The sequence below is a fragment of the Streptococcus taonis genome, assembly GCF_029948085.1.
GTDB lineage: Bacteria > Bacillota > Bacilli > Lactobacillales > Streptococcaceae > Streptococcus > Streptococcus taonis.
This window is the reverse complement of sequence record NZ_JARZZP010000003.1, coordinates 146,780-171,694: the sequence shown is the minus strand read 5'-3', so window position 1 is coordinate 171,694 and position 24,915 is coordinate 146,780. Positions and strand designations below refer to the sequence as shown.

General features: G+C 34.6%; 28 protein-coding genes and 1 tRNA gene. 17 read left to right on the top strand and 12 right to left on the bottom strand.

From position 1 onward, the window contains the following. Nucleotides 1–86: 86 nt before the first annotated feature. Nucleotides 87–1,094 carry a lactonase family protein gene (locus QEZ38_RS02525; RefSeq protein WP_281334926.1) on the bottom strand — a complete coding sequence of 336 codons (1,008 nt, stop codon included), beginning with the start codon at nucleotides 1,092–1,094 and terminating at the stop codon, nucleotides 87–89. A 209-nt stretch (nucleotides 1,095–1,303) separates the two neighbouring features. Here QEZ38_RS02525 and QEZ38_RS02520 point away from each other — a divergent pair, with 209 nt between their 5' ends. The 5 genes from QEZ38_RS02520 (at nucleotide 1,304) to QEZ38_RS02500 (ending at nucleotide 5,749) form a co-directional block, all read left to right on the top strand. Next, the gene (locus tag QEZ38_RS02520) at nucleotides 1,304–2,467 is read left to right on the top strand and encodes an AI-2E family transporter (protein WP_281334925.1); all 1,164 of its coding nucleotides are present in this window, start codon (nucleotides 1,304–1,306) and stop codon (nucleotides 2,465–2,467) included. Then, complete coding sequence (locus QEZ38_RS02515) at nucleotides 2,457–3,686, top strand: tetratricopeptide repeat protein (protein ID WP_281334924.1); 1,230 nt, start codon at nucleotides 2,457–2,459, stop codon at nucleotides 3,684–3,686. Before QEZ38_RS02520 ends, QEZ38_RS02515 begins: the two co-directional genes overlap by 11 nt. 182 nt (nucleotides 3,687–3,868) lie before the next feature. Beyond that, a complete protein-coding gene (locus QEZ38_RS02510) occupies nucleotides 3,869–4,705 on the top strand; it encodes a DegV family protein (RefSeq protein WP_153224982.1) in 837 nt (278 codons plus the stop codon). Between the two features lie 106 nt (nucleotides 4,706–4,811). Beyond that, nucleotides 4,812–5,087, top strand: coding sequence for an HU family DNA-binding protein (locus tag QEZ38_RS02505; protein WP_001284633.1), 276 nt, complete (start codon nucleotides 4,812–4,814; stop codon nucleotides 5,085–5,087). 341 nt (nucleotides 5,088–5,428) lie between these two features. After that, nucleotides 5,429–5,749, top strand: a complete 321-nt coding sequence (locus QEZ38_RS02500) for a heavy metal-binding domain-containing protein (protein WP_153224981.1) — start codon at nucleotides 5,429–5,431, stop codon at nucleotides 5,747–5,749. Nucleotides 5,750–5,793: 44 nt separating this feature from the next. Here QEZ38_RS02500 and QEZ38_RS02495 read toward each other — a convergent pair whose 3' ends face one another. Both QEZ38_RS02495 and QEZ38_RS02490 read right to left on the bottom strand, forming a co-directional pair. Next, nucleotides 5,794–6,036: a type B 50S ribosomal protein L31 gene (locus QEZ38_RS02495; RefSeq protein WP_096408869.1), complete on the bottom strand. Its 243-nt coding sequence runs from the start codon at nucleotides 6,034–6,036 to the stop codon at nucleotides 5,794–5,796. A gap of 96 nt (nucleotides 6,037–6,132) precedes the next feature. Then, nucleotides 6,133–7,068 carry a DHH family phosphoesterase gene (locus QEZ38_RS02490; RefSeq protein ID WP_281334923.1) on the bottom strand — a complete coding sequence of 312 codons (936 nt, stop codon included), beginning with the start codon at nucleotides 7,066–7,068 and terminating at the stop codon, nucleotides 6,133–6,135. A 103-nt stretch (nucleotides 7,069–7,171) separates the two neighbouring features. Between QEZ38_RS02490 and QEZ38_RS02485 the strand changes: the two genes are divergently transcribed. The 6 genes from QEZ38_RS02485 to QEZ38_RS02460 all read left to right on the top strand — a co-directional run bounded on the left by QEZ38_RS02485 (nucleotide 7,172) and on the right by QEZ38_RS02460 (nucleotide 9,272). Continuing rightward, entirely contained in the window at nucleotides 7,172–7,615 is a 444-nt protein-coding gene (locus QEZ38_RS02485) for a flavodoxin (RefSeq protein ID WP_001162134.1), read from the top strand. 116 nt (nucleotides 7,616–7,731) lie between these two features. Continuing rightward, nucleotides 7,732–7,998: a chorismate mutase gene (locus QEZ38_RS02480; protein ID WP_153224979.1), complete on the top strand. Its 267-nt coding sequence runs from the start codon at nucleotides 7,732–7,734 to the stop codon at nucleotides 7,996–7,998. Beyond that, nucleotides 7,995–8,369, top strand: coding sequence for a fluoride efflux transporter CrcB (gene crcB, locus QEZ38_RS02475; RefSeq protein ID WP_153224978.1), 375 nt, complete (start codon nucleotides 7,995–7,997; stop codon nucleotides 8,367–8,369). Before QEZ38_RS02480 ends, crcB (QEZ38_RS02475) begins: the two co-directional genes overlap by 4 nt. Beyond that, entirely contained in the window at nucleotides 8,363–8,692 is a 330-nt protein-coding gene (gene crcB, locus QEZ38_RS02470) for a fluoride efflux transporter CrcB (protein ID WP_281334922.1), read from the top strand. Before crcB (QEZ38_RS02475) ends, crcB (QEZ38_RS02470) begins: the two co-directional genes overlap by 7 nt. 118 nt (nucleotides 8,693–8,810) lie before the next feature. Beyond that, nucleotides 8,811–9,158 (top strand): 50S ribosomal protein L19, encoded by a 348-nt coding sequence (gene rplS, locus QEZ38_RS02465; RefSeq protein WP_001068669.1) that lies wholly within the window; start codon nucleotides 8,811–8,813, stop codon nucleotides 9,156–9,158. 42 nt (nucleotides 9,159–9,200) lie between these two features. Next, nucleotides 9,201–9,272, top strand: a tRNA-Arg gene (locus QEZ38_RS02460). A gap of 61 nt (nucleotides 9,273–9,333) precedes the next feature. Here QEZ38_RS02460 and QEZ38_RS02455 read toward each other — a convergent pair. The 6 genes from QEZ38_RS02455 to QEZ38_RS02430 form a co-directional block, all read right to left on the bottom strand. Next, the gene (locus QEZ38_RS02455) at nucleotides 9,334–10,485 is read right to left on the bottom strand and encodes a tyrosine-type recombinase/integrase (protein ID WP_281334921.1); all 1,152 of its coding nucleotides are present in this window, start codon (nucleotides 10,483–10,485) and stop codon (nucleotides 9,334–9,336) included. Nucleotides 10,486–10,536: 51 nt separating this feature from the next. Next, on the bottom strand, nucleotides 10,537–10,875 hold the full coding sequence (locus QEZ38_RS02450; RefSeq protein WP_281334920.1) for a DUF771 domain-containing protein: 339 nt from the start codon (nucleotides 10,873–10,875) through the stop codon (nucleotides 10,537–10,539). Between the two features lie 63 nt (nucleotides 10,876–10,938). Continuing rightward, nucleotides 10,939–12,267, bottom strand: a complete 1,329-nt coding sequence (locus tag QEZ38_RS02445) for a Rep family protein (protein WP_281334919.1) — start codon at nucleotides 12,265–12,267, stop codon at nucleotides 10,939–10,941. A 143-nt stretch (nucleotides 12,268–12,410) separates the two neighbouring features. After that, nucleotides 12,411–13,850, bottom strand: a complete 1,440-nt coding sequence (locus tag QEZ38_RS02440; RefSeq protein WP_281334918.1) for an FtsK/SpoIIIE domain-containing protein — start codon at nucleotides 13,848–13,850, stop codon at nucleotides 12,411–12,413. Continuing rightward, the gene (locus QEZ38_RS02435) at nucleotides 13,847–14,086 is read right to left on the bottom strand and encodes a hypothetical protein (RefSeq protein ID WP_268709563.1); all 240 of its coding nucleotides are present in this window, start codon (nucleotides 14,084–14,086) and stop codon (nucleotides 13,847–13,849) included. The genes QEZ38_RS02440 and QEZ38_RS02435 overlap by 4 nt, the downstream gene beginning before the upstream one ends. 13 nt (nucleotides 14,087–14,099) lie before the next feature. Continuing rightward, complete coding sequence (locus QEZ38_RS02430) at nucleotides 14,100–14,525, bottom strand: hypothetical protein (RefSeq protein ID WP_281334917.1); 426 nt, start codon at nucleotides 14,523–14,525, stop codon at nucleotides 14,100–14,102. A gap of 200 nt (nucleotides 14,526–14,725) precedes the next feature. Between QEZ38_RS02430 and QEZ38_RS02425 the strand changes: the two genes are divergently transcribed. Beyond that, nucleotides 14,726–15,772 carry a hypothetical protein gene (locus QEZ38_RS02425; protein WP_281334916.1) on the top strand — a complete coding sequence of 349 codons (1,047 nt, stop codon included), beginning with the start codon at nucleotides 14,726–14,728 and terminating at the stop codon, nucleotides 15,770–15,772. Nucleotides 15,773–15,780: 8 nt separating this feature from the next. Here QEZ38_RS02425 and QEZ38_RS02420 read toward each other — a convergent pair whose 3' ends face one another. After that, nucleotides 15,781–16,119 carry a helix-turn-helix domain-containing protein gene (locus QEZ38_RS02420; RefSeq protein ID WP_281334915.1) on the bottom strand — a complete coding sequence of 113 codons (339 nt, stop codon included), beginning with the start codon at nucleotides 16,117–16,119 and terminating at the stop codon, nucleotides 15,781–15,783. A gap of 165 nt (nucleotides 16,120–16,284) precedes the next feature. Between QEZ38_RS02420 and QEZ38_RS02415 the strand changes: the two genes are divergently transcribed. The 4 genes from QEZ38_RS02415 to QEZ38_RS02400 all read left to right on the top strand — a co-directional run bounded on the left by QEZ38_RS02415 (nucleotide 16,285) and on the right by QEZ38_RS02400 (nucleotide 22,025). Next, the gene (locus QEZ38_RS02415; protein WP_281334914.1) at nucleotides 16,285–18,891 is read left to right on the top strand and encodes an SEC10/PgrA surface exclusion domain-containing protein; all 2,607 of its coding nucleotides are present in this window, start codon (nucleotides 16,285–16,287) and stop codon (nucleotides 18,889–18,891) included. Between the two features lie 993 nt (nucleotides 18,892–19,884). Beyond that, on the top strand, nucleotides 19,885–20,751 hold the full coding sequence (locus tag QEZ38_RS02410) for a helix-turn-helix domain-containing protein (RefSeq protein WP_281334913.1): 867 nt from the start codon (nucleotides 19,885–19,887) through the stop codon (nucleotides 20,749–20,751). Nucleotides 20,752–20,985: 234 nt separating this feature from the next. After that, nucleotides 20,986–21,543 (top strand): CYTH domain-containing protein, encoded by a 558-nt coding sequence (locus tag QEZ38_RS02405; RefSeq protein WP_281334912.1) that lies wholly within the window; start codon nucleotides 20,986–20,988, stop codon nucleotides 21,541–21,543. Between the two features lie 122 nt (nucleotides 21,544–21,665). Then, entirely contained in the window at nucleotides 21,666–22,025 is a 360-nt protein-coding gene (locus QEZ38_RS02400; RefSeq protein WP_232196994.1) for a hypothetical protein, read from the top strand. Between the two features lie 236 nt (nucleotides 22,026–22,261). Here the strand turns inward: QEZ38_RS02400 and yidA are convergent, their stop codons facing one another. Next, on the bottom strand, nucleotides 22,262–23,068 hold the full coding sequence (yidA, locus tag QEZ38_RS02395) for a sugar-phosphatase (protein WP_281334911.1): 807 nt from the start codon (nucleotides 23,066–23,068) through the stop codon (nucleotides 22,262–22,264). 12 nt (nucleotides 23,069–23,080) lie between these two features. Next, nucleotides 23,081–24,385 (bottom strand): HD domain-containing protein, encoded by a 1,305-nt coding sequence (locus QEZ38_RS02390; protein ID WP_281334910.1) that lies wholly within the window; start codon nucleotides 24,383–24,385, stop codon nucleotides 23,081–23,083. 71 nt (nucleotides 24,386–24,456) lie between these two features. Here QEZ38_RS02390 and QEZ38_RS02385 point away from each other — a divergent pair, with 71 nt between their 5' ends. Next, nucleotides 24,457–24,834, top strand: a complete 378-nt coding sequence (locus tag QEZ38_RS02385; RefSeq protein WP_281334909.1) for a YwiB family protein — start codon at nucleotides 24,457–24,459, stop codon at nucleotides 24,832–24,834. Nucleotides 24,835–24,915 lie beyond the last annotated feature (81 nt).

Here is a 24,915-nt window from a genome sequence, read left to right as displayed (position 1 = left end):
ATGGGACTTTTTTTCTACAACAAAATAGGCTCCATAATTCCTATGGTGGTTTTACCCACTACAGAAATTATAGAGCCTTTTTATGTTTAAAATGTGACGCAAACCGCTTCGGGAACGTGGAAATCATTGGAAAGTTCTGCAAGACGACCAGTCTCTGGATTACGTTTAAAGACAGTTGCATTATCAGAATCCTGGTGAACGGCGATGAGGAATTCTTGGTCTGGTGAGAGAATAAAATCTCGAGGAGTTTTTCCGTTTGTAGGAACGAATTCCAACAATTCTAAACTACCATCAGCTAGAATAGTGTAAACTACAATAGAATCATGACCACGGTTTGATGCGTACAGGTATTTTCCATCTTGTGAGAGACGAATAGCAGCAGTTCCATTAAAGTCATTAAATCCTTCAGGAAGGGTAGAAATAACTTGCATTTTTTCAAATGCACCAACACCATCATAAATCAATACTTCAATTGTACTATTGAGTTCACAGATGAGATAAGCAATCTTGTAGTGGTTGTGAAAAACAAGGTGACGTGCACCAGCACCAGGACTGCAATTGTAGGTAATTATCTTATTTAGTTTTCCTTCTGGATTGACATCATAAGTAGTAACCTCATCAGTACCTAAGTCGCAAGTCACTAAATACTGATCTGGTGTTAAATCTGTAAAGTGTACATGTGGAGAAGTTTGATTTTTATGAGGACCATGACCGCTATGCTGAACTGTATCAGCCAATTCTAGACTACCATCTTCTTTACGTTTATAGACCAAAACTTGTCCCTTGTGATAGTTAGCCCCATATACTAGGCTACGTTTCTCGTCAACTGCAACATAACAGTGAGGAGCACCTTCTGTCACAAGATGGTTTAGCAAAGTACCATCTGTTTGATAGGCAGCAATTCCACCTTGTCCATCTTTGCTACCGACAGTGTAGAGGTGATTTTCTTGATCAAAGGCAAGATAGGTGGGACTTGGCTCAGCTGCAAATAGTTTAAGATTGGATAGTTGCCCAGTTTCTGTATCAAAATCAGCTTGATAAATCCCTTGGGATAAACGACGTGTGTAAGTTCCGAAATAAATTGTTTCAATCATAGCTATACCTCTAAATAAAGATGCTTCTATTATATCATAAATTGGGAGACCTGAAGAAAATAGTGAAAAAAGTATGAAACATCTAAGTATAAAATTAGTAAAAAGCAAGGTCGCTTTGTTAAAGTTCTCAATCGTCACCTCAACACTTTAAAAACAGTTTATTCCCTGTAAAAATGGTATAATGAAAGGACAAAGGAAAGGAAGTAGATATGGAACAAAAAGAGAAACATTTTAATTTATCTTGGTTTTTTAAATGGTTTTTAGATAATAAGGCTGTTACAGTTTTTTTGGTAGCCTTGTTACTAGGTTTGAATATTTTTATTTTAAGTAAGATTAGTTTTTTATTTATCCCTGTCGTTGATTTTTTATCAGTGGTTATGTTGCCTGTTATTTTATCAGGATTACTTTTTTATCTCTTAAATCCACTGGTAGATTTGATGGAGAAGTACAAGATAAATCGTGTCTTAGCCATTAGTATTATCTTTGTCATTATTGCCATACTCTTGATTATTGGTCTGGCCGTTGCGATTCCAAATCTTCAACGTCAGGTAGTTATTTTTGCGCAAAATGTACCAAATTATCTCGAAGATGCTGATAGAGTTATTGATGATCTTGTAACTAAGCGTTTGCCAGATGACTTTAGACCTCAACTGGAACAGGTTCTGGCTCAGTTTTCAACACAAGCAACTGCTTGGGCAAGTAATATATCTTCTAAGGCTGTGAACTGGGTGAGTGCTATTATCAGTGGAACGTCACAAGTCATTGTCGCTCTAATTATCATGCCGTTTATGCTCTTTTATCTCCTTAGAGATGGAAAAGGCTTGAGAAATCATATCACTCAATTCTTACCAAATAAATTGAGAGAACCAGTAGGTAAGGTTCTAACGGATGTGAACCAACAACTTTCTAACTATGTTAGAGGACAAATTACTGTTGCTATTATCGTGGCAATTATGTTTATCATCTTCTTTAAAATTATTGGTTTGAGATATGCGGTGACTCTTGGTATTACTGCGGGGGTCTTAAATCTTATCCCTTATCTTGGAAGTTTCCTTGCTATGATACCAGCTCTGGTCTTAGGGTTAATTGCTGGACCAGTTATGCTCTTGAAAGTTATTATCGTTTTTATCGTAGAGCAGACAATTGAAGGTCGTTTTGTGTCTCCATTGATTTTAGGTAGTCAGCTAAACATCCATCCAATCACTATTCTATTCGTTTTGTTGACGTCTGGTTCTATGTTTGGTGTTTGGGGAGTCCTATTGGGAATTCCTGTTTATGCTTCAGCCAAAGTTGTTATTTCAGCTATTTTTGAATGGTATAAAAAAGTTAGTGGTCTGTATGAGTTAGAAGAGGAGGTTGAAGGTGAGCAATAGTCAAGAAATGCTTGAAGCTTTGGATCAGCAAGATTTAACAAAAGCTGATTACTATTTTCAAAAAGCATTGGTAGAAGACTCTGATGATCTTCTTCTGGAACTGGCTTATTATCTAGAAGGTATTGGTTTTTATCCACAAGCTCGTCAAATCTTTGAAAAACTAGCTCCAATATTTCCAGAAGTAAATCTCAATCTAGCTAGTATCGCAAGTGAAGACGGACAAATCGAAGAAGCTTTTGCTTATCTGGAAGAAATTCAACCCAATAGCGATTCTTATGTATCTGCGCTTGTTTTAAAGGCTGATTTTTATCAAATGGAAGGATTGACGGATGTAGCTCGCGACAAGCTATTAGAAGCTCTTAATTACTCTGATGATCCTTTATTGATTTTTGGGCTAGCAGAGTTAGATAGTGAACTTGGAAATGATTTAGAAGCGATTAAGGGCTATGCTCAACTGGATAATCGTGAAATATATGAGCAGACAGGGATTTCGACCTATCAACGAATTGGAACTGCCTATGCTCGACTTGGAAAGTTTGAATCAGCCATAGAGTTTTTAGAAAAAGCTTTAGAGTTAGAGTATGAAGATCAGACTGCATTTGAATTAGCAAGTCTTTACTTTGATCAAGAGGAATATCAAAAGGCAGTTTTATATTTTAAACAGCTGGATACTATTTCTCCAGATTTTGAAGGGTATGAGTATGGTTATAGTCAGGCTCTACATAAGGAACACCAGACTGAGCAAGCCTTACTGATAGCTCAACAAGGTTTGGAAAAAAATCCATTCGAAACACGTTTACTACTCCTTGCTTCACAATTATCTTACGAATTGCATCAACCCGAGCAGGCGGAAGCTTATCTTCTTCAAGCTCAAGAAGATGCGGAAGACCAAGAAGAAATCCTCTTGCGACTAGCAACCATGTATCAGGAGCAAGAACGGTATGAGGATATTCTAGCCTTAGAAGTATATGAGCCAGAAAATCTCTTGACTAAGTGGATGATTGCACGGAGTTACCAAGAAACTGAAGATTTGGATGTTGCCTATGAATCTTATCAGGCATTGGTTTCAGAACTCAAGGAAAATCCTGAGTTTTTAGAGCAATATATTCATCTATTACGCGAACTTGGAAGGTTTGAAGAAGCAAAAGAACAGATCCAACACTATCTCAAGTTGGTTCCTGATGACATACAGATGCAAGATTTGTATGAACGTTTATGATGATACCAAAATAGTCGTCTTTGAAGGCGACTATTTTTATAAAATGAAAGATTTAAAAATCTATAAATTCCATCATAAAAATGAATAGATACAGTATGAATTTTTAGCATTTTTTTGATATAATTGTTATAGTTAAATTGAAAAAACTCACTCAAAAAGTGAAATATAGAAAGATTTGAATTATGACACAAGTAAAAATCGTAACAGATTCGTCAGTTACCATTGAACCAGAAGTGGTCAAAGAATTAAATATTACCGTCGTTCCGCTCTCTGTAATGATTGATAGTGTTCTTTATTCGGATGCTGATCTTGAAGAAGGGGAATTTCTTCGCTTGATGAAAGAGAGTAAAAATCTGCCTAAAACAAGTCAACCTCCAGTTGGACTCTTTGCTGAGATTTTTGATGAGTTAAGTAAAGACGGTAGTCAAATTTTAGCCATTCATATGTCTCATGCCTTATCAGGAACTGTCGAAGCAGCTCGTCAGGGTGCAAGTTTGTCAACGGCTAATGTGACCGTATTGGATAGTTCCTTTACAGACCAAGCCCTAAAGTTTCAAGTGGTTGAAGCAGCTAAGTTAGCTCAAGAAGGACAAAACATAGAAACAATTGTGGCTCATGTTGAAGAAGTCAAGAAAAACACAGAGCTCTACATCGGTGTTTCTACCTTGGAAAACCTTGTTAAAGGTGGCCGTATTGGCCGAGTGACAGGTCTTTTAAGCTCTCTATTAAATATCCGCGTAGTCATGCAGATGAAAGATGATGAATTGCAACCAATCGTTAAAGGACGTGGAGCAAAAACCTTTAAGAAATGGTTGGATGAACTAGTTTCAACACTGTCAGAGCGTTCTGTTTCTGAGATTGGTATTTCCTATTCTGGAACTAGGGACTGGGCAGAAGAGATGAAAGAAATCCTACAACCATTCGTTGAAAAACCAATCTCTGTACTTGAAACAGGTTCTATTATTCAGACCCATACAGGTGAAAATGCTTGGGCTATTTTGGTCAGATACGAGTCCTAAAAAAATAAAGAAAATAGCAAGAAATAGCGTTTTTGACTTGACCTACAAGAGAATTTAGGATATGATTGTAATTGTTAATTAGAAAATATTTGGAGGAATTATTAACATGGCAAACAAACAAGATTTGATCGCTAAAGTAGCAGAAGCTACAGAATTGACAAAGAAAGACTCAGCAGCAGCAGTTGATGCTGTATTTGCAGCAGTAGCTGATTACCTTGCAGCTGGTGAAAAAGTTCAATTGATTGGTTTTGGTAATTTCGAAGTTCGTGAGCGTGCAGCACGTAAAGGTCGCAACCCACAAACTGGTAAAGAAATCACTATCGCAGCTTCAAAAGTTCCAGCATTCAAAGCTGGTAAAGCTCTTAAAGACGCTGTTAAATAATGAATTTAGAAAAAGCCTATTGTATCAAGCTTTCTAGCTTGGTCGATAGGCTTTTTTGTAGTTTTGGGGCAAAAAGGGGGCAGGAGAGAACAGTATTTTCTATACCAGTCATAGATTTTAAGCTCTACTATTGGTAAGAATAGTGAGGCTGAGAAGCCTATCTCAAGTTAGGCTTGCAAAGAAAAGATTTAGGTCACCATCCATACAATTGGCACTAAATAGAGAGCAAACAAGGATGGTGAGAAGAGTTTCCTTTCAAGTATTGAGCCCCTTATAGTATTTATTGACAGAGTTAGTGAAAGGGTTTACAATTATATAAAAGAAGTTAGGAGGAAAGGAAGATGATTATTTCAACTACGGGAATTGAAGGGAAAAAAATCCTAGCCTACAAAGGAATTGTCTTTGGTGAAGTAGTTGCTGGAGTTAATATGTTCAAAGATATGGCTGCTGGCTTCCGTAATGTTTTTGGAGGTCGAGCGAGTAGTTATGAAGGTGAATTGACTCAAGCAAGAGAAGAAGCTATAGCAGAAATGATGGAGCGTGCAAGTGAACGTGGAGCAAATGCTATTATAGGTATAAAAATGGACTATGAAACCTTAGGTGCTGAAAATGGTATGCTGATGGTCACCTGTAGTGGAACAGCAGTGGTGGTTGACTTTTAATTTGAGGAACAAAAAAAGAACAGTCGGAACTGTTCTTTTTATGATTATTTGAGACCGTATTTTTTGTTGAAACGATCCACGCGTCCATCTGCTTGAGTGAACTTTTGACGTCCAGTGTAGAATGGGTGTGAGTCTGATGAAATTTCCACACGGATCAATGGGTAAGTTTCGCCTTCGAACTCAACAGTTTCGTTTGTGCGTTTTGTTGAACCGCTAAGGAATTGGTAACCAGTAGTTGTGTCCATGAAGACAACTGGGCGATATTCTGGATGGATATCTTTTTTCATTTTGCAATATTTCCTTTCTGCCATGGTCTCTTTGCGAGCCATAGATTGTTACCATACTAGTCTAACAGATTATGCTAAGTTTGGCAAGCTTTTTATCTATTTTTTCAGTAAGTTTTTTAATTTTTGGTAGATGACTTCATTTTCCTCTAGGCTATAGGAGTTAGCCCCACTTGCAAGTGGGTGACCTCCACCATCATGTTCTTTTGCAACACCATTGATTGGAACGAATTTACTGCGAAGTCGAACGCGATAGTGGCCATCTGCTTGTTCCACAAATATTCCCCAAAGGTTAACAGTATCAATACGACCTGGAGCACCAACAATGGCTGCTGTTTCTGCGTCTGTTACTTGATATGTTTTTAGAATTTTTTGAGTCAGAATGACACGCGCAACACCGTTTTCATCAACTTCTAAGTGATCATAGACATAACCTTGAAGTTTAGCAATTTTAAAGCTCATGGTGTCCATTTTACGTGATAATTCAGCATAGTCAAAGTCATGTTCTCTTAGTTTACTAGCAATTCGAAGGGTACGAGCAGAAGTAGACGGATAAAGGAAACGGCCGGTATCGCCAATAATTCCAGCGCATAGCATTTTAGCTGCATAGTCAGATAATTCAAGATTAGTTGCTTCAGCAAAGAGAGCAATCATCTCACTGGCACTGCTCGAGTTGGTATCTACCCAAACAAAATCTCCGTATACTTCATCATTTGGATGGTGGTCAATTTTAATAATGGTTTCAGCATTGATATAACGTTTATCATCGATACGAGCAGTATTTGCTGTATCACAAATGATAGAAAGTGCCCCTTGATAATCTTTGTCTTCTACCTGATCCATCTTTGCCAGCCATGTTAGTGTTGGTTCATCATAACCAACTACCTTGATATTTTTCTCTGGAAAATGATGTTCCAAGAGAGCCTTTAGTCCAACCTGACTTCCCAAGGCATCAGGGTCTGGTTTCATATGACGGTGAATGATAATGGTATCATATTCTTTAATTTTTTCTAAAATTTGGTGGCAAATCTCCATAAATAACCTCAATTCTTTCTCATTTCATTGTAGCACAAGAGTTTTTATTTTTAAAATGAAAAAGATGTGATATAATGGAGAAAGATAAATTGAGGAGGACGATATGGCATTAGCAAAAATTGTATTTGCCAGTATGACCGGTAATACCGAAGAAATTGCAGATATTGTAGCAGATAAATTGCGTGAATTGGGCTTAGAGGTGGATGTTGATGAGTGTACAACTGTTGACGCATCTGACTTTCTTGAAGCAGATATCGCAATCGTTGCAACCTACACTTACGGTGATGGAGAGTTACCAGATGAGATGATGGACTTCTACGAGGACCTAGCAGATCTTAATTTGAGTGGTAAAATCTACGGTGTAGTAGGATCAGGTGATACTTTCTACGATGAGTTCTGTAAAGCTGTTGATGACTTTGATCGTGTATTTGTGGCAACAGGAGCTGAAAAGGGATCAGAGTGTGTCAAAGTGGATCTCTCTGCAGAAGAAGAAGATATCGAACGCTTGGAACAATTTGCAGAAGAATTGGCTGCTAAAGTAGGATAAGCATGAAGTTGCACTGATGAAAGTTGTCAGTGCAGTTTTTGTTAGATAACCCTAAGAATGTACTGGCCCATTTAGAAGCTTTTTGATACAATCATTCAAATAATGAAGGAGACTCTATGGATTTAGATATTATTAGACAAGAAATCGATCAAATTGATGACCAAATCGTAAAACTCTTAGAAGAAAGAATGCATCTAGTTGAGGGTGTAGTGGCTTATAAAAAAGCTTCAGGAAAAGCTATTCTCGATACTAAAAGAGAAGAAGCCATCTTTGAGAAGGTCAGAAGTCATGTCAGAAATAAAAAATACGAAGAGACAATCGTTGAGACTTTTTCTGATATTCTCAAACGTTCACGCGATTATCAGGATAAAAACATCAAATGAAAAAAGAACAATTTTACCCACTAGGAATCTTTCTAGCTGCCATGCTAGGAGGACTTATCCGATATCAGATTTCGAGATGGTTGCCAGCTAGTCCAGGCTTTCCATGGGGAACTCTCTTTGCTAACTATCTAGGAATTTTCTGCTTAGTCTATCTTGTCAAAGGTTATTTGGTTTATAAGGGAAGCAGTAAAGGTGTCATTTTAGCGCTTGGAACTGGCTTCTGTGGAGGATTAACGACTTTTTCAAGCCTCATGTTAGATGGCGTAAAATTGCTGGATAGAGGTTCTTACCTAAGTCTAGTAGTCTATCTAGTTCTGAGCATTGGTGGTGGACTTTTATTGGCTTATTATTTAGGGAGGAAGAAATGGTAGTATTATATCTAGCACTTGCTTGTGGATTAGGTGCTCTCGTGCGTTATTTCTTTTCACGTTATAATCAGGGTTCAGTACTGCCTCTAGGAACTCTCATAGCTAATCTACTGGGCTGTTTTTTGATCGGCTTATTTTACAATCATGTGGAGTCTAAAGAAGTCTATCTTATCCTTGCCACAGGATTTTGTGGAGGTCTAACCACTTTTTCAACCTTGAATGATGAACTCCAAAAACTCTTGGCTGATAAGAAGGTCTTTTACAGTTATTTTCTCTTGACCTACTTAGGTGGTTTGCTTGTTATTTTTTTAGGAATTTTACTGTAAATTTCTTTACTTTTTCTAGGAAATTTGGTAAACTGTATCTTGTGTGTAATGGACACACAAAAATACAGTTTATCCGCTGAGGAAGCTTCCTCAAGATTGACAAAGATAGGAGAATAAAATGAATCCATTAATCCAAAGCTTGACAGAAGGTCAACTTCGTACTGATATCCCATCATTCCGTCCTGGTGACACTGTTCGTGTACACGCGAAAGTTGTCGAAGGTAACCGTGAACGTATCCAGATTTTTGAAGGTGTTGTTATTGCACGTAAAGGTGCTGGCATCTCAGAAAACTACACAGTTCGTAAAATCTCTAACGGTGTAGGTGTTGAACGTATCTTCCCAATTCACACTCCACGTGTTGAAAAGATCGAAGTTGTTCGTTACGGTAAAGTACGTCGTGCGAAATTGTACTACTTGCGTGCCCTTCAAGGTAAAGCAGCTCGTATCAAAGAAATCCGTCGTTAATTCGACAAAAAAACTCTGCTCATTCGGCAGAGTTTTTCTCTAGCTCCCTTAGTTCAATGGATATAACAACTCCCTCCTAAGGAGTAGTTGCAGGTTCGATTCCTGCAGGGGGCATATAATATACTATAGAAACGTTGAATTAACAACGTTTTTTTATTTTTTGGTCAACATTTGGTCAACTAATATCCTTTTTATTTAAACTAGTTAATACTGCACGAACTTTATTATTTTCAATATCAGCTTTTTCTTTTATTAAATGTCCGTAAGTTTCAGTTATTTGTTTTATATCTTTATGTCCCATCAATTTTGATACTGCCCAAATATCAATTCCTTTAGCTAACATTGTTGAGCAGTATGTATGTCTTAGTCCTGTGCTAGTCATCTCATGAGGAGTAATATTTAATTTTTTTAATACTTGTCTTAAATGCTTGTTAATTCCTGCATTTGTCACAATATTATAATTCAAATCAATAAATATCATATTTTCTTTATTTGAAATTGTTCCATTTTCAATGAATACCCTTTGCTCTTGTTTTAATTTTTTGAGAACTGATAGTGTGTCATCATCGACAGGAATTGTACGAATTGAATCTTCTGTTTTAGCTTTTGTCCAACGTTGCCTAGCTGTATCGTATCTTCTATAAGTTTTGATTTCTGAAGTTTTCCATAAGATGCAATCCCAAGTGAGACCTGCAACTTCACCTGTTCTCATTCCAGTTTTTAATTGAATAAGTAGTAAGTACGGAACAATAGTAGTTGTTAAATCAAGATTTTTTTCTAGATATGTTATTAATTTTTGATAATCTTTAAAGCTGTGAATATATTTTTCATCTCTCCGTTTTTTAGATAGACGCCCTGAAATAATTATACCCTCAGTGAAATCTTCTATATTTAACTTATCTCTTTTTGCAAAACCAATCACATTTCTAACTTCAGCATTCATTCTACTAACATTGTCGCGACAATTTGTTTCAGCATACTTATTAATAAATGCTTGGTATTCGCTCGCTTTGATTTTTAATGCTGGTTTATCTTTAAAATAATCTTTAATGAATCTTCCTCGTAAAATATGCTTATAAAACGTGATATCGCTTTTGTTTAGTGGTTTTACTGTTAATTCTAACCATTTCTCCCAAAGTGAATAAAACGTAATATTTTTATCTATAATAACTCCATTAATTAACTTTAATTCAAGAGCTAAAGCTTCAATTTCAGCTTCTCGTTTTGTTTTAAATCCAGAATTAGAAGCAACTACTTTTTTATCTTTATCAAAAATCCTATAATCCCATAAATTCTTTTTTCCTCGTTTTCTGTATGAAACTGACATGATTACCTCTTTCTAAAAGACGATAATCAAGATATTATCTTGATTATCGTATCATAAACTAAAAATTTCTGCAAAATTTTCTTCAAAAAATTGTTTCGTTTTGCTAGCTAAAAAGTAGTACCGTCCACCCTGACTGTCTGGATATTTCACAAAACCAGCTTTGTTCTTCTCAATATCGATTATTGACCTAATATCAGCCCGATAGAGAACATTTTCTAACAGCCAAGGTCGAGAGACTGAAACCATCTCTAAAACCTCTGATAAACTCATATATTGCCCCTGTGATGCCTTATTTTTTAAGTCAAGATATTCATCTTTCTTAACTATGATATGAGACGCAGGTAACTGTACTTCTAAATTCTCTATTTTGATTAAAATCTTATCTGTCATATAAATTTTTCTCTTTCTATGATAAAATAGAAGCAGAAATAGTATTTATTATTTCCACTAGTTTTAGTTATCGCTACCCTTACTTTGGTCGGTTGGGTTTGTAGCGATAACTTTTCTTTTACTATCAATATTTTTTTCTTTCTTAATTCTTTCTAATATATCCGAAGCAATTCTTCGAAATTCTTCTTCATTTTCTACACTTTTTAGTATATACGTCTGTAATTTTTTAAATGCTCGTTTCGCTTTTTCTTTTAAATCACGTGTAGCTGTGTAATTCCATAATTCAATTTTGATAACCTTATTCTTTTCATCATGAACCATTTTGATTACAAATCTAATTCTCCGCATTAGTTGATGATATTCTTTATTCTTCTTTCCAAACCACGAATCACACCAATCCCAATAACTATCTGAATTTGTGATAATTGTTAAATCATTGATGATGTACGCATCTTTAAAACGTGAACTTAACTGTGTCGCTGAGTCTGGTTCTAGTATCTGAAATAACTCCCGAAAAGTCATGCCACAACTTGAATCTAATTCGTTTATTACAATTGTTTTTTCCCCTTTATAGCCAGAACCTAAATCGAAACGCTTTTTATTTATAGATGGGGTATGTGCGCCTAATCTATCATGTTCTTCTGCAAGTAAGCGTGCTAAATATGATTTTCCTGTTCCTCCTTCAGCTTGAATATAAATACCTGTGTGATTTCGTTCGCCTTTGCTCATACGAATAAATTCCTTCTGAATATATTCTTGTCTGTTTTCCTCAAATTGTCTTTTATTTGAATTCCATGCTTTTTGTGCTATACGTTGAGTGAATTGCTCAAACAATTGTTGTTTTGCTTCAGTTGTAAGTAAGCCTTCTTCTGAGATTAGATAGCTTAATTCTAAACAATAATCGTCTATTTCTAGACCATTGTCAGCTTTCTCTTTGCTATGATTTTTGATTTTTCCCATGATATCATCAATATAGTTGGCATTTTTTGATGAAATAACTTCTGCGATTTCATACGGAAATTTATGTTCTTCCATGTTACGTTCATTTCGATGCGTTAAGTACCGGCATGCTTTTATCGAACTACGAACAAACTCTAAATTTTTTTCTCTTGAAATTGATAAAGCTTTATAAACAGATGAATAAGTATGAGCATGCTTGAAATCAATATAAAAATGAGCATGTAGTGGTTTTGAACTTCCGTCATCTTTTAAATCTTTATCATGAAAAATAATATGATACCTATCTTCTTCATTTTTACAATAGTCTTTAATCCGTTGAATAACTGATTCACGAAAAGCTTTTTCAGTTAATTTTGAATTTGCATTATGTTCATACTCAAATGAAATTTGACCAAAAAATTTTCGTTTTCTATCATTTTGATTAATTTTCATAAAAATCCTTTCTGTTTTTGACACAAAATGAATAGTTTGTGTTGATTTGTGTTGATTAGATATGTTCTTGATATGGACGCCACTGACGGAGCAAAATGTGGCGTCCAAAAGGTTCAAGAATTAACACAGCACAGTTTCAAATTTTAAGGGTTAGACGCGGGTTGTTCCAATGATTTTCGATTCTTTATACCGTACATAAAAGCCTTTTTAAAAATACTAATCTTTTCCAAACCGTTCTCATGTAGATTGATGTTCCAGAATCGTCTGGGTTTGCTGAACTGTCCATCACTAGTCATGATATAACCTGAAAATCTGACCGCATGATTATCTATATTATCTGCTTCTCCAAATACCATGCGAGCTAATTCGTCAGTTATTGCGCCATTTGATAAACAGATACGAACACCTAAGTTATCCCTAATAGCTGTTGAAAGCAATTCAGAACGCGGTTGTTGCATGCAGATACACATGTAGACACCACTCGAACGAGAACGTGAAACGATAGATAAAACCAAATCTTGAATCCTTCTTCTCATCTTATTATCCGTGATGCTAGAAAGCATAGCTGAATACTCTTCGATAACACATAGCTTCATTTTCATCTCTTTACCGAAATTCACAAAAGTTGCGCCAGTAATATCATCACGTGCTGATAATTTTGCAATTTCTTTTTCACGTTTAATAACTAATTCCAACAAATCTTCAAAATATGCTAAAATCTCTTCACTATCAGAAAGAATTACACCTGTTGGAAGAAAAGTCCAAGAACTGAACTCAGATTTAACATCTAAGATTGTTAAATCAACTTCTGAATCAAACATAAAAACTTGAGTAAGTAATGATTTTAAGAATGTTGTCTTTGAGCTTGAGGTATTGCCCACAATTAACGCGTGAATATTTCTCAGCATTGAGAATGTCAAGCCTTCTTCAACTGTTATTTCAAAATCATTAGCTGATTTTAATTCGGTTATCTTCTTTGGTTTTAGCTGTCTTGCTTTAGCTTCTACAATGTCATCTAATAAATAGATAAATTCTGTTTTATCTTCACTTAACCAATAATCTAAAACTATGAGTGTACGATTTTTTCCCACTAAGCAAGCTGATAACATTTCCGCAAACTTCTCTAAATCCTCAGTACTCTGGTCAGCTAATTTTTTGATTTTAACCGTGATGCGCCTGCTTGACTTCTCGAAGTCCGCATGCGCCTTACTAACATCTATGAATTTGCTACCAAGTTTGCGATTCGCAGTTGCTGAATCTAACAACGCAGAGTGTGTCTGTCGTTCTATCAACCTTAGCTGATAGTATAGAGATACTGAACCAAATTTTGATAGTTTAAAAACAAATCGAACCAATAAAACAAGATTCGTCAAAAGCAAGACAGCTATTCCAATCACTATTAAATTCAAACCAAGCTGTGCTTCACTTCCAAGAATACCAACTTCTGCTCCTTTAAATACTAGCCATTTAATAATAAAGCCACAAAATAGTAACCCTGCTCCAACTACTTGAAGCAGAGTTACGAAATTTGGCAAGCTTGGCATTAAATGACCTGTATTTTCATTTAACCTATATCTAATCATAAAACCCTACAAATTTCTTCCATTTCCTTTAACATTTTGCGACGCATGAGTTCAAAATACATGTAAGCACGAATGAAATCAGTGTAACGACCGTTTGAGTAAACTAAACTCAAATTAACAAAAGATGAAACTCGTCCTTGAACTTCAGAATTTATGTATGCTGCTAAAATTCTACGTAGTTCGATAGGAAGGTCAAACGCTGTTAAATTATCTAATTCTTTAGAAATATCTTTCATATCTATTTTCTTTCTACTTTAAACTAACTTCTTTAACGTCTTCAGCCCAAACTTCTATAACATCATAACTTTTATACTTGTAACGACCTCGCGGGTTGACTAACTGATACAAATGTCTGAACTGAATTTTGTTTGCAATATCCAAATTTGGAACAACTAAACTAATCAATTTAACAGCTCCATTGTCCTTTGGCATTGATAAAAATACTTCATAACCAATTGATTTTTCTGAAAAAATAGGAGCGTTTTTTCCATTACTATTTTTCTCAAAACCGACAATCGGAAAATATGGTTTTGGCTCTGTAACACTGATAGCAATACAAGTTGAGAGATTAGTAAGAATTGGAGCAGTTCGACGGTCATTTACAATCGAACTATCTGATTGATTTGTATTGTTCCCGAACAATCCCGTTTGCAATAATTTTTCATTATTTGTCATAAGAAGACACCTATACTAGCTTAAAGCTAGTGCTTTCTTTAATTTTTTTGGTAAATAGTTGAACGTTCTTTATTTACATTTTCAGTTTATCATTCAAAAATATTTTAGTCGTCAAATGCACCATAAGGAAAAAAATAAAAAAATTTGCATTAGGAAATTATATTTGATAAGCTGAAAATAACGATTCGGAGGATAGTATATTGAGTGAAAAGTACTATAATGTAAAAGAAGCTTTGGATTATATTAGAAATTACCCTAGTGGAAAAATAGATAAAGAATTTTATATGGATATAACTGAAAAACAAATTCGTGATATTTTGAAAAAGGATGTACTAGGACGATATTTACAGTTTTCAGAGGGAGAACGCAGAACAGAAATATACGAAAATTTCCAAGGAAAAGAAGTTGCTGATGATTTATATGTATTTCCAAAATTTGGGGAAAATCCCAAAATTCTCTCGAGTTGGGATAGTCTCTATAAAAAAGAAGATAAGCTAGTGAAGCAATTGCAACTGCAAGGTTTTAAAACAGCAGAAGAGCAAATTAGAGAAATGTTTAAAAATTCTGGTAAGCCTTGCTACTTAATGAATAAAGATTACCTTTTTTCATTAAAACTGGAGATTGAAAGACGTCAAAAACCGATTAATTTTTTTCATATTCAACTACATACTAAATCAACAATTATGCAGTTAATTAATGATGAAGTATTAGAAACTAATTTTGAATTAACTATAAGTACTTTATTAGAAGAATTCCAACAGAGATTAAAGGAAGATTGGTTTGGAAATCAAAATTTGTGCATTGAACAAGCTGAAAAAGTAGGTGAATTATTAGAGGATGTTAGAGGGCGCATAGAAATATTGAAATCTGTAGCACCAGAATTATCATTTGATGAACACAATAGTAGATTAAAAGAAGTAGATGAATTCTATAATAAGTTAAAGAATCAAGAATTTATACCACTTTTTAATCTTGAAAAATCTGTTAATAAGTTCAAAAAATCTTATTTGAAACATGAGAATGAAAAAGCAGTTTCTCAACTTGTTAGTAAAATTTATGATTTCGAAAAGTATCAGTTTAAAAAGTATAAAGAAAAGATTGAAGAACAAAATAAAAATAGAGTAATAACAGAAATTTCATTTAAACAGTATTTAGTTGAATTTTACAAGAATATAAATGACTCATTTTGGAGAGGAAATTTTCTAAGTAATTTAGAGGATAATTTTGGGATAAAAATAAACCGCTGATTTTTTTGTCAGCGGTTATTTATATTATTTAATAAAGTCGATATTGCATCTATAATATCTGTTTTTTGTGGCTCTGGAAGCTGTTCAAGTTGGCTGATGATGTTTTCAATTTCTTTACTTTGGATTGGGAAATCAAAGTTAAAAAAAGTTCTTTCATCTACTTCAAGAGCGGTTAAAATTTTATTTAGTGTTTGTATTTGAAAATTATATTTTTCGTTTTCGATGTTATGAATATGTTTAGAACCCAACCCAGCCAATTCTGAGAGTTTCTCTTGACTTAATCCTTTTTTAAGGCGTAAGTATCTAATTCTTTTTGCAATAAATGTTTGTAAGTTATTTTGATTCATATTTTTTTACCTTCACCTATTATTGTAAAGATAAAAATTATAAATAATAAGTAGCATAAATTACACTTAAAACAATAATAAGTGTTGAATATTACACCGATTAATGATAAAATAACATAATGAAACTATAAAAATCACTCAATAATGTGATTAAAGGAGAAATTGATGAAAAAATTGCAAACGTTAACTACAACAGCAGTTATTGGGCTTGCATCAGCTGTTGTGCCTGCATTTGCTCAAGAAGCTAACTCTGATGTAGATACGGCAACAAGCGTAAATGAACCAGCACTTGTTGAAAAGCCTTCTGCTGAAAAATCATCAGACGTAAAACCAGCTCTTGATGCTCAAAAGAAAGTTGTAGAACAAACTAAAGAACAACTTACTGATGCACAAAATAAAGCTAATGAAGCTAACAAACAAGTGTCTAGCGCTCAAACAGAAGTTACTGAAGCTACTGAAGCTGTTAAACATGCTGAAGAAGTTGCTTCTAAAGCTACACCTCAAAACATTGAAGCTAATAAAGCAGACCAGAAAGCTAATCTTGCTGACCAAGACGCTAACGCTAAAGACACAGCTACTGCTAACGCTAACATTGCAACCCAAACTGAAGTTGTAGATAAAGCTCAAACAAACGTGTCTAGCGCTGAACAAGAGCTTAAAGATGCTAATGCTAATGTTTCTGCTAAAGAAGAACAAGTTCAATCTGCTAAAGATGCAATTTCAGGAACTGGACTTGCTCAAGCTGAAGATAAACTTGAAGAAGCTAAAGCTGAAACTAAGGGTGCTGAAAAGAATGTTACTCTTGCAGACACAGCTTTAACTGATGCTAAGAAAGCTGACCAAAAACGTCAAGAAGCTATTGACAATGCGCAAGCAGATGTTGATGCTAAAGCAACTTTAGTTAATGATGCTAAAGACAACCTTGAATCAGCTACTACAAAAGCTAATGGTGCTACAACAAAACTTTCTCAAGCTGAAGATAAACTTGAAAAAGCTACTAAAGCTTTAGATAGCGTTGATATTGTCAAAATTCCAAATTTGACTCAATTCAAAGAAGATAAAACTTCAGGTGACAATGACTTCATGACTGACTCTGGAGCTAAAGCAATTGAAAACACAGAAGTTTCAATTGGTAAAAACGCCAAGAATCAACCTGTTGATATTGACAATCTGACTCAAGAACAAAAAGAAGAAATTTCTCACTTATATGTTGAAGGATTGAATCAAATTCGTAGAAAACTTGGTGTAACCAACGACACATCAGTTACAAAAGAAATGATTGAAGTTGCTTCAAATCGTGCTAAAGCGTACAAAGAACGAGCTCAAAGTCCACTTACACACGGACACATCAGTTTGTTAGCTGGACAAAAGCTTACTGCTAGAACAGAAAACCTAGCTGGTATCGCACCTAAATCAGAAATCAAAACTATGTACGATTTGAAAGAAGCTGTTGTTGATGCCTTAATGCGTACATCATTTGCTGATGCGCCATCAAACTGGGGACATTTAGAAAATAACCTTTACAGCACTTCAAATGTTGGTCTTGACATTGCAAACATCAATGGTCAATACTGGTTAGTCATTGTTACCGCAGACAAAGGTAAATCAATCGCTAACCCAACAAATGCTGAAGCTATTCAGAAAGCATACGAAGATGCTAAAGCTGAAAAAGAACAAGCTCAAACCGCTTCAGAAAAAGCAAATGATGCTCTTAAACAAGCATCAACTGACTATGCTAACGCTTTAGACCTTAAAACTTCAGCAGAAAAGACATTGGCTGACGCTAATGCTACACCAATCCAAACTACTATTGCTGAAAACAATTTGCGCCTTGCAAAACTTGCTCTTGACAATGCACAAAAACGTCAAGCTGAAGCTCAAAAAGCAGTTGATAACTTCTCAGCTGACCTTGCTTCTAAGAAACAAGCTCTTGATGATGCTAAATCAGCTCTTGAATCAGCTAAACGTGTTCAAGAAATCAAAGTTCAAGCTCTTACTGATGCTAATACTGAACTTGCTCATCAACAAAGCAAACTTGAAAACCTTCAAGCTCAAAAAGCCAAATTGGTTGAAGAAAAAGACCGTTTGGTTACAGAAGCTAAAGCTCTTGCTGAAGAATTAAAAAGTTATGTTGACAGTTCAGAAAAGCTTGCACAAACAAAAGCAGAGCTGAAAGAAAAAGAAGCAAAACTTCTTGAAGTTAAAGAAAAAGCAGAAAATGAAAAGAATAAAGTTAGTGCTATTACTACAAAACTTGTTGAGGAGCAAGCAAAACTAGCTAAGCTTCAAGAAACGTTTGATAAGCTTCAAGATTTAGAAGAAAAATCAAAACACAACAACGTTACAAAATTATCTGATGGAACAATTGTTGCTGTACCTAAAGACACACCAGTTTCTGAAGAGCGTCCTGAAATTGATATTAAAGCACTAAAAGAAGCTATTGTTTCAGGTAAAGATGTTGAAATTGTTGATGGAAAAGTTGTTGTACGTGATACAAAACCAATTAATGTTGAACATCAAAAAGCGAACACTGATAAATCTAAGCAGGCTTACGCAAGTGATAAAAATGTTACTATTGACAACAAAGGGAATGTTATCGTAAAGGGTCAAACATACACAAGTCAGCAACAGGCATCAAGTAAGCCGACTTATTCACGGGTAGAACGTGCAAAATCATTGCCAGAAACAGGCGAATCATCGAGTATTGCAATGTTGGTACTCGGTGCAATTCTTGGAGCATTTGGACTTGTAACGGTACGTAGAAAGAACTAGAATAATAAAAAATCTTCTTACATATGTAGGAAGATTTTTTGTATTCACAAAACTAGTTGAAAAGACTGCGCTATTTAAACTAGTTTTGAGAATGAATATTGGACTATACCGATTGTGCCGAACATGGTATCGAACTATGTATCAAAAATTGTGATTATTAAATTTTTAACTTAGAAATTATAGCAAAAACTAAAAATTTATTTGGTCAACCATTGGTCAATTTCCTCAATTTCAATACTAACTAGCGTGTGATAATATCTTGATTTAATCGTTTCTCGGTTATTTTTTTTAACTTATTTTAACGCTAGTTTGCATGCAGGGGGCATATCAAGAAGCATAAAGAAATATAAAGAATATTCAAAATGTTTATTTGAAGGCAATTTTCTCAAGTTCATTTTTAAAAATAATTTAGCATTTTTAATTTTTTTGACCAAATTTTGACCAAAAGTTATATTTTGATCAATGATTATAGATAAAGTGGATCTGCAAAGTAACTTTGACATCTATTAGTTAAAAAATAAGGACTTCCTTTATTAGAATGTCCTTATTTTTATTATGGAATTGGACAAATGAGGTAAAGGTTCAGATTTATGAATTCAGAAAGCAAGTACAAAGCTTTAAACAGCTTTCGAAAAGATTTGGTGTGGATTTTTTGGGCTAAGGTTTGTGACAAGATGAATTGATTGTTATGAACTAGAGAGCGTAAAAAATGGGGAAAATCCTTATTATTCCTCTGAATTTGATATGTTGTACAAGACTATTTCTGGTCTGTTAAATCTATCAATAGCAAAATCTAAACGTGATAGTCTAACATTTAGTACATTTAACGTTAGTAGTTTTATCAATCATTTGAGTAAGAAAATTTCAAAAGAAGAAGGGATAGGTTTTCAAAAATAAATAACCTATCTAGTCATTGTTTATATATAATTTGTATTTAAAATTTAATCATGTTACAATTAAAATTGAAATCGAATAGAAAAGGAAAATGCAAACGTGGGTACACTATTAGCAACAAGATTAAAAAATAGACGAAAAGAATTAAAAATGTCTCAGCGAGAATTGGCTGAGGGGATATGTAAACAGGGACAGATTAGTCGATTGGAGAATGGAGAATTTACTCCAGGAGCAGACTTTTTATATGCTCTGTCTAAGAAGTTAAAAGTTAGTATAGATTATTTTTTTAATAAGCAGATTGGAGTGGAGATTGATGAGCTATCAGAGTTTAAGAAGTTAGCCCAGACTTTTATTACAAATCGAAATTATGAGTCTTTGAAATATATATATGAATTAGAGAGTGTAAAGGTACATCGCTTGTCTTTAGTAGATAAGTTTTATATGGAGTGGATAAAATCTCTTATAGATTTTTATCTCTATGGGCAAAAAGAGGAGGCTGTGGCAAGATTGGAGAAGGTACTGTCTCAGTTAAGTGTATCTGACTTGACCTATCTTAAGGTTTCAAATACTCTATTCAATTTTTATTATGATATTGAAGATTTAGAAAGTTTTAATGAAATTCGAGAAAAGTTAGAGTATCAAGTAAATCAACTCAAATTAAACACAATTGAAGAATTAAACCTTTCTATTAAATTTAATTATAATGTTTGTCGCTACCTATGGTTGCAGAATAATACTGAGGAAGCTATTACTAAAATCACAAATACGATAAAGCAATGTAAGACGTATAGAACAACATATCTTTTGGCTGATTTGTATTTATTGATGGGAAATGTCAGTAAGAATTTTTCTTCTAAAGTTGCAGTAAAAGATTACTTTGAAACGGCTTATTTCCTGTATAAGCTTGAGGGCAATATGTCAATGGCTCTTAAAATCGAGCATTATATTGCAGATATAACAGAATAGTAAAGACGATGTTCAATTAAGCATCGTTTTTTTAATCCAGAAAGATACAAATATGTATTTAACAAAAATAAATAAAAAAATATTATCAAAATTCTTGACATTATTATATTGAAGTGCTAAAATGAGTGCAAGAAAATATTAGGCTTTTTGTCCATAAAACATCTACAGAAACTAACTATAGACTGAGTGAATGTAAAGAGACTTCAGCCTTTGAAGAATTGAGAGGTAAAATTAATGAATGAATTAGAAGTTAGATTTGAACTCAACGATGAGAAAGATTATAATAATGCTATTTCATATTTAGAAAAATCTTATAAATTTAAGAATGAAAATAAGCAAGTTGATAAATATTTTAAAACAAAAGGAAGAGAATTTGAAAATGATGAGGTAGGTAGCTTTATCTACAGAATTCGCCAAGAAGATGATAATAAAGCATGTGTTTTTACAAGAAAAGAAACGATAAAACAAGGAATGTGGAGTGAAAGTGAAATAGAGTTAGAATCTGAAAAATTAGAATTTGTAAGGAATATCTTGCAAGATGGTTTTTCAAATATTTTCACAATAAGTAAACATAGAAAGACTTATCATGATGAATTAGAAAATAAAACGATTAATCTAGATAAGATTGATGGTCTTGGATTTTATCTTGAGATAGAGATTTTAGGAGATTTTTCAAAAAAAGATTATAATAATTTTTATGATAAAATGTGCGGAGAGTTCTCGTTTTTAAATTCAAAAATAGAAACAAAGGGCTATGTCCAATTAATGCGAGAAAAAAATGGACGTAATTAAAATTATCCAATAGTCTTGTTGGGATTGTTTACTCCATTGCTGGATTTGGTAGTTTGATAGCAGTAACCCTTCTTTCTACTTTTTTGAATAAGAAGGATACCTTTATCCTAATGAATATATCAATGGCAACTATCCCACTTGTCATTATGGCAAGCGGAATAGTAGAAAATTGGATTTTTTTTGGAATTTGTTACTCAATTTTGAGTGGACTAATTACAATAGCTTCTGTCTCAATTACAACAATACAGCAACAAGAAAGTACTGAGTATAATATTGGTAAAATACTTTCTAGTTCTTTTGTAATAGCTACCATTTTTGCTCCTTTTGGAGGGATACTGGCTGCTTATTTTAATTGGCTTTTAAACCCGAGATTAAGTCTAGTTATTTTGGGATTACTAAGTAGTTTATTGGTTATTCTTATAAAGAGTTATGAAAAAAAGCTAACTAAGAAAAGAACTGCAATATTTATAAAGGAAGATTAGTGGATTAATTATCATTAGAAAAAATAATATTAATTCGTAGTAAAATAAAAAAATGAAAAAGGTTTTACATAATGTACTACCTTTTTCAGATTTAAAAATTATTTAGGGGATAGAACTAGAGACAAAAAATACTGAACCTTAAACTGCACCCCAAAAGTAAGATTTTTTCTGTCTAACTTTTGGGGTCAGTACAGTATCTCTAACTTCTGGAGTGCTTTTTCTATATTTAAATTTTTTTACAGTACCCATGTACGGATCGCATGGGCAACGCCTGATTCATCATTTGTTTTGGTGATGTATTTGGCGATTTTTTTGAGTTCTGGATTTCCATTTTCCATAACAACTGGGTTACCTACGACTTCAAGCATAGCACGGTCATTTTCTTCGTCTCCGATAGCCATGGTTTCATCTTTGGTCAATCCTAGTTTTTCAGCTAGGTGAGTGATGGCTGAACCCTTGTCTACATTCTTTTTGAGGAGTTCAAGGTAGAAAGGAGCAGATTTATTGATAGAGTAGCGTTCGTAAAATTCTGCTGGGATTTTTTTAATCGCAGCATCGAGAATCTCGGGTTCATCGATAAACATACACTTGACGATTTCCTTGTCAGCCATTTCTTCAGGAGTGCGGTAGAAGATGGGCATGCTGACGAGGGTCGATTCGTGAACGGTATATTTTCCGATATTGCGATTGGCAGTATAGATACCATCCTTAGTAATAGCATGCATGTGGACGCCAAGTTTGCGACTGAGGAATTCCATATCTAGATAATCTTCATAAGTCAAGGATTCGCTGATAATCTCATGTCCTGTAGCGGTTTCTTGAACAAGGGCACCGTTGAAGGTCACTACATAGTCACCTTCATCTCGTAATTTCAAGTCATCTAGAAGTTTGGCAACTCCTGCGATAGGACGTCCAGTTGCAATCATAACTTTGACACCAGCTTGTTTGGCATCTTGGATGGCAGAAAATACTTCAGGAGTGATCTCCTTCTTACTGTTGACAAGGGTTCCGTCGATATCGACAGCGATTAGTTTAATACTCATAAATTTCCTCTTTTAGTTTTTATTTGGTGTAAAATGATCGTTCTCAATTAAGTGTAAAAATTGCTGGGTAATGCTTGCAAAGATGCTGTTTTGGTCTAACATTTCTTTTGGAAAATAAAAGCGATTATCTCCATGGCGACTGCCAGCAAGGGATTGGACGATAGGAGACAGGCTAGAGAGTTCTGCTAGTTCTCCATTTTTTTGTATAATCTCAATCTGCGTCCGTGGGTTTTCTGATTCGGGGCGATAGATATCATAAGGAAGGTCAAAGTTCTTATGAATAGCTGTGTAATAGTCAGGATCAAAGCCGATATCTTCTACCAGTTTTCTCATAGATGAAAGCTTTTCTTGATCCTCTTGAGAAAAGGTGATGGATTTAAAGACCTTGCGATTGACAAAGCGTTGCGATAAGTCTGCGAGAATCTTGTCAGGACTAGTCATCCAGAGTTGGAAATAGGTATTCATAACTCCGTCATCCAGAGCCAGATAGTCAGTCAAGCTAACATTCTTTTCGAAAAATGGGAGTAGATGCGGGGATGTAAGAGTAAAGAAGTCCTTATTGTCTGGATAAAGTTCTTTAGCACGTTTCAAAAGATTCTGCAGAAGGACTTCCATAGCACGTGTGGCAGGATGGAAATAAACCTGCATATACATTTGATAGCGACTAAGAACATAGTCTTCGATGGCATGCATGCCGTTTCGTTGAAAGGCAATTCCGTTCTCGATAGGGCGAATAACTCGTAAGATACGTGTTAGGTCAAATTCCCCATAGGAAGCACCTGTAAAATAGGAGTCACGTAAGAGATAGTCCATGCGATCTGCATCGATTTGACTCGAAATCAGCTGGACCACCTGCTTATTTGGATAAGTGTGGTCTATAACGCTAGCTACCTTTTCAGGAAAATCTGGCGCTACTTGTAGCAGGACTTGATGAATTTCCGTCTCAGGACTTTGGATAATTTCCTGCGTAATCGCCTCATGATCGGTATCAAAGAGATTTTCAAAGGTATGCGAGTAGGCTCCATGGCCTAGGTCATGAAGGAGGGCTGCAGTCATGGTTAGGAGGGACTCCGAAGGATCCCATTCTTTAGGATACTTTTCCTCAAAAATCTCGGTGATGCGACGTGCAATCTCGTAAACACCTAGACAGTGAGAGAAACGACTATGTTCTCCACCATGAAAGGTGTAACTGGATGTTCCTAGTTGCTTGATACGACGCAAGCGTTGAAATTCTTTGGTATTGATTAAGTCATAGATAATCTGATTATCAACATGGATATAATTGTGAACAGGGTCACGAAATACTTTTTCATTCATAAAACCATTATAGCAAAAAGCTACAGTTTTTGGTAAAATAGTAGGATAAGAGTGTAGAAAGAGGACTTGAAGTGAAGATTCGAATGAGAAATACCATCCAATTTGATGAACAATTGGAAGTGATCGACCAACTTTATGATGTTGAGTTACGTGAGAAAGGTGATTTTTCCTATCTCCTTTTTTACAATGAAGAGAAGGAAAAAGTGATACTCAAGTTTAATGATACAGAGTTGGTGATGTCTCGATTTTCCAACCCTAAGACCATCATGCGTTTTCTGAAGGAAGCTGATAGTTTAGCCTATATTCCTACACCAATGGGGATACAGGAGTTTATCATCCAAACAAGCCATTATCAAGTTGATCAGCAAAAGATTGAACTAGCCTATCAACTACAAAACAAAGAAGGAAATCCATTTGCGAACTATCGCTTAGAAATTACCTGGGGGTAATAAAGCCGGTGGAGGAGAAATCAGTAGATAAAGTTTCGATTTCGAAGTTCTAAATCAACTAGCAGGTCAAAGTTTTTTTGC